A 3,720-nucleotide genomic window follows, 5' to 3' on the forward strand; every position below is an offset into this window, starting at 1 on the left:
CGTCAAGAGGTATTTACCATCTTTTTTCGCCTGTCGTTGAAAGGACTCAAAAGCCTCTTTTCTTCGACCCTGTCACGTCTTTCGCGTTGCCGCTGCGCCGTGTCAGTGGGAGCGCATTATAGGGAGGCCAGCCAATAGCGCAAGAGCTTTTTACTCCTCCTTACACTAAGCGCCTACCTTTTAACCTCGAAGGCCATTTAATAGCCTTTTTGAATAAAAAACTTAGCTTGAAGGTCCTGCTTATGTTTAAAAATGAGAGCAAAGGTCATTTTTTGGGCGTCAGTCTGGTTTAAAGGTAAATAATTCATTACCATAGTCATCGCTTTTAACAGTAATTTATCAATTATTCTTCACAGAGAACATTTCTTATGCAAAAGTCATTTTTGATTGTGTTGGGCATCGCCATTCTGGGCGCGCTTGCGATATACCAGCTCATGCCTCAACTGCCTGCATTTTTGGCCTTCCCTGTTGGTGCACTCCTTGCTGCTGCAGTTTATGCATTCACATCCAGTCCAAGTCAGGCTCAAGCTAAAGGACAAGAAACTTACAATGGCCCAACCATGACTCTCTACGTAGGTAACCTCCCTTACAGAGCACACGACACTGAAGTAAAGTTATTGTTTGAGGAGTACGGCCCAGTGAATTCTGTTCGTTTAGTGAGAGATCGCAAAACCGGCAGACGTAAAGGATTTGGTTTTGTGGAAATGTCAGAGTCCGGCGCTCAAAAAGCAATGACCAAACTGAATGACTTCATCTTTCAGGAGCGTACTCTGAAAGTACGTGAAGCCAAATCGCAAGATTCAGATAAGCAGGAATAGAAGTCCTACGTCATCACGCTGGTTGAGGTCTTGGCCGTTTGAGCAAAACCATACTCGGCCAGCGTTGATTTCAATCCTTCAGTAATCATCTCGCTGGTATAAAAAGCCCATTCATTATTTGGTTGATCTAAGTCAGCGGTTTCCTGCTGATATTGCAGCAGACTCTTCACTCGCTTCGCAATCGCCTCGCCGGAATCCAGTAGTTCAACATAATCACCCAGTATTTGTTGTAGCTCAGGCTTTAGCATAGGAAAGTGAGTGCAACCAAGCACAAGCACATCCAGTTCACTGTAGATGACCGGTTGCAGTAACTTCTTTATTGCTGCGATATCTATGGCCTGACCAGCCGCCTTGGCCTCTGCTAGCAATACCAGCTCTGAACAACCAAAGAGTTCCACTTGACAGTCGCTGGCAAAATGATTGATCAGTTCCTTGGTATAAGCCCTTTTCACAGTTCCCGGTGTGGCCAATAACCCTATATGCTTTCGCTTGGAGATAGTCGCAGCAGGTTTGATAGCCGGTACAACCCCAACAACAGGAATCGTCAGTTGAGCCCTCAACTCGGGAAGAACCAAAGTACTGGCTGTATTACAGGCGATGACCACTATCGCGGCATCTATCTGTTTGGCCATAGTAGTAACCAAATCCACACATCCGTTTACCAACTCGGCTTCCGCGAGCTCACCATAAGGCAAGCGCGCATTATCAAACAGATAGCAATACTGTCTCAGCGGCAATAGCTTACGGATCTCTTTAAGCACCGATAGGCCACCTATGCCTGAGTCAAAAACCAGTATGGGACGTGACAAATTGAGCCTCTAAACGATATTAAGACGAGTCATGGTTTGAAACCACGACAGCAGATGAGATCTTATTTTTTCACAGCTTGAATAAAAGCACAAAGGAATGAAACTGGACATAAGCGCCACGTAGTATAATATTTGCGCCCCGGTTTTAAGCCAAGAGTGAATATTATGAATTTAGAAGCAATGGACCCCAATCAATATGATACGCAGTTGGAACAAAAGCGTCTCAAGCTGGAACAGGCCTTTGCCCGCTTCACTCCGCCGGTATTAGAGGTGTTTCCCTCGGTACAGAAACACTACCGTATGAGAGCAGAATTCCGAGTTTGGCATGACGGAGATGACCTCTACTACTACATGTTTGACCAACAACAACAAGCCAAGGTTCGTTGTGATCAATTCCTGCCAGCCAGTGCCCTTATCAATCAGCTGATGCCGGTACTGATGAACGAATTACGCCCTAACAGCATACTGAGACACAAGCTGTTTCAAGTAGACTTCCTTTCTACTCTGTCCGGCGAGATTTTAGTGTCACTGCTGTATCACAAACAGTTGGATGATAACTGGCTCAATGAAACCAAGGCGTTGAAACAAAGACTCGAGAAAGAGTTCAAGGTCGATATTATCGGCCGAGCCCGCAAACAGAAGTTTGTCTTGGACAGAGACTTCGTAATCGAACGTCTGCAAGTCAACCAGCAGGAATACATCTATAAACAAGTGGAAAACAGTTTCACCCAGCCTAATGCCCAAGTAGCGACCAAAATGCTTGAATGGGCTATAGACTGTACCCGTGACAGTAGCGGCGATTTACTTGAACTCTATTGTGGCAATGGCAACTTTTCCATTGCGCTGGCGCAGAATTTCACCAAGGTACTGGCCACCGAGTTAGCTAAACCCTCGGTCGATTCCGCTCAATACAATATTAAACAAAACGGCACTGAGAACCTGCAAATCATCCGTATGTCAGCCGAAGAGTTTACTCAGGCCATGACGGGAGAGCGTAGCTTCAAACGCCTAGAGGGAATTGATCTCAAAAGTTACGACTGCAATACCATCTTTGTCGACCCACCGCGAGCCGGCCTGGATCCCGAGACCGTCAACTTGGTACAGGGTTATGACTCCATCCTCTATATTTCCTGCAACCCGCAAACCCTGGCCGATAATCTCGAACAGTTGAGTCAAACTCACGAAATCAAACGCTTTGCCTTGTTTGATCAATTCCCTTATACCGACCACATGGAGGCAGGCGTACTGCTAGAGCGCATTAAATAAGGGTTTCAGAGTTTGCCATACTATAACGAGAATAACTCAAGGTACGGCGTGAAATATGGAGTGAATAGCCACTGATTTCCTAGACACCTCTCAGTTAGGGAAACTGCGAATAAGTCCCATGTATGCACTGCGTTGGCTTACATGACTAAATGCAAGGCGTGGTTCGTAGCAAATAGCCTTAGTCCTTTGCTAGAAACACAACACAGCAGACTGGTCTGTAAGCCACGATTTTCGGAGCTTACACAGTAATCGGCTTTACTACACTAGAGAACGTTATGAAGGCTTATTCGCACCTTCCTTAGATAAAATAACTGAAAAGATAGGTGGTCATTGAGTGGTAAACGTTACCTGAAGAGTGCAAAGTTGGAACGGTCAAAAGTTTGTTGATCGTAGCCATTCCATCGCAGATGTTGCACATTGCTTAGATATCACCAACCATAGCCTGCATGCCTAGGGTAAAGAAGTATGGTTTTGATAAGAAGAAACAGCATGATTTGACGAAGGCGCAGGCAGAGATAAAGCCGACAAGGAGTTGAACCCGGCGACTGAAGAACGCGACATTCTAAATACTTCGCACAACTTTCCGACTGATATCCCTCTTTTATCCAGGATTACCATGCAGCCGACCAATACGTAGGCTGTCCGATACATTGGACCTTGATCCAAGTGACAAGCAAACAGCCTCACTGTAATTTGTGACCCAAGCATTAACACTAGTGCGACTCATACCAATCCGCATTAAAGTTCAGTCACTTTCGCCCAGTCTCTGGTGCACATCTTTATCACTCGCTTTGTACTGTACTGCTGACGAAGTCGTTCCAAGCCTG

Annotated in this window: 3 protein-coding genes; 2 read left to right on the top strand and 1 reads right to left on the bottom strand. The window is 45.7% G+C overall.

What is annotated here, in order from left to right; genetic code table 11:
- Positions 1 to 368: 368 nt before the first annotated feature.
- Positions 369 to 818, top strand: coding sequence for an RNA recognition motif domain-containing protein (locus ACMHXE_RS02825; RefSeq protein ID WP_039036161.1), 450 nt, complete (start codon positions 369 to 371; stop codon positions 816 to 818).
- A gap of 5 nt (positions 819 to 823) precedes the next feature.
- On the opposite strand, the gene murI is transcribed toward ACMHXE_RS02825, so the two are convergent.
- Positions 824 to 1,627 (bottom strand): glutamate racemase, encoded by an 804-nt coding sequence (murI, locus tag ACMHXE_RS02830; protein ID WP_101057775.1) that lies wholly within the window; start codon positions 1,625 to 1,627, stop codon positions 824 to 826.
- A 165-nt stretch (positions 1,628 to 1,792) separates the two neighbouring features.
- Between murI and trmA the strand changes: the two genes are divergently transcribed.
- Positions 1,793 to 2,893: a tRNA (uridine(54)-C5)-methyltransferase TrmA gene (gene trmA / locus ACMHXE_RS02835; RefSeq protein WP_101057776.1), complete on the top strand. Its 1,101-nt coding sequence runs from the start codon at positions 1,793 to 1,795 to the stop codon at positions 2,891 to 2,893.
- Positions 2,894 to 3,720 lie beyond the last annotated feature (827 nt).

The organism is Shewanella sp. BJSY2023SW007, from assembly GCF_047314525.1.
GTDB lineage: Bacteria > Pseudomonadota > Gammaproteobacteria > Enterobacterales > Shewanellaceae > Shewanella > Shewanella chilikensis.

Bases quoted from the DNA above. Each gene is read 5' to 3' on its own strand.
- trmA (WP_101057776.1), top strand. From the start codon at position 1,793: ATGAATTTAGAAGCAATGGACCCCAATCAATATGATACGCAGTTGGAA.
- ACMHXE_RS02825 (WP_039036161.1), top strand. From the start codon at position 369: ATGCAAAAGTCATTTTTGATTGTGTTGGGCATCGCCATTCTGGGCGCG.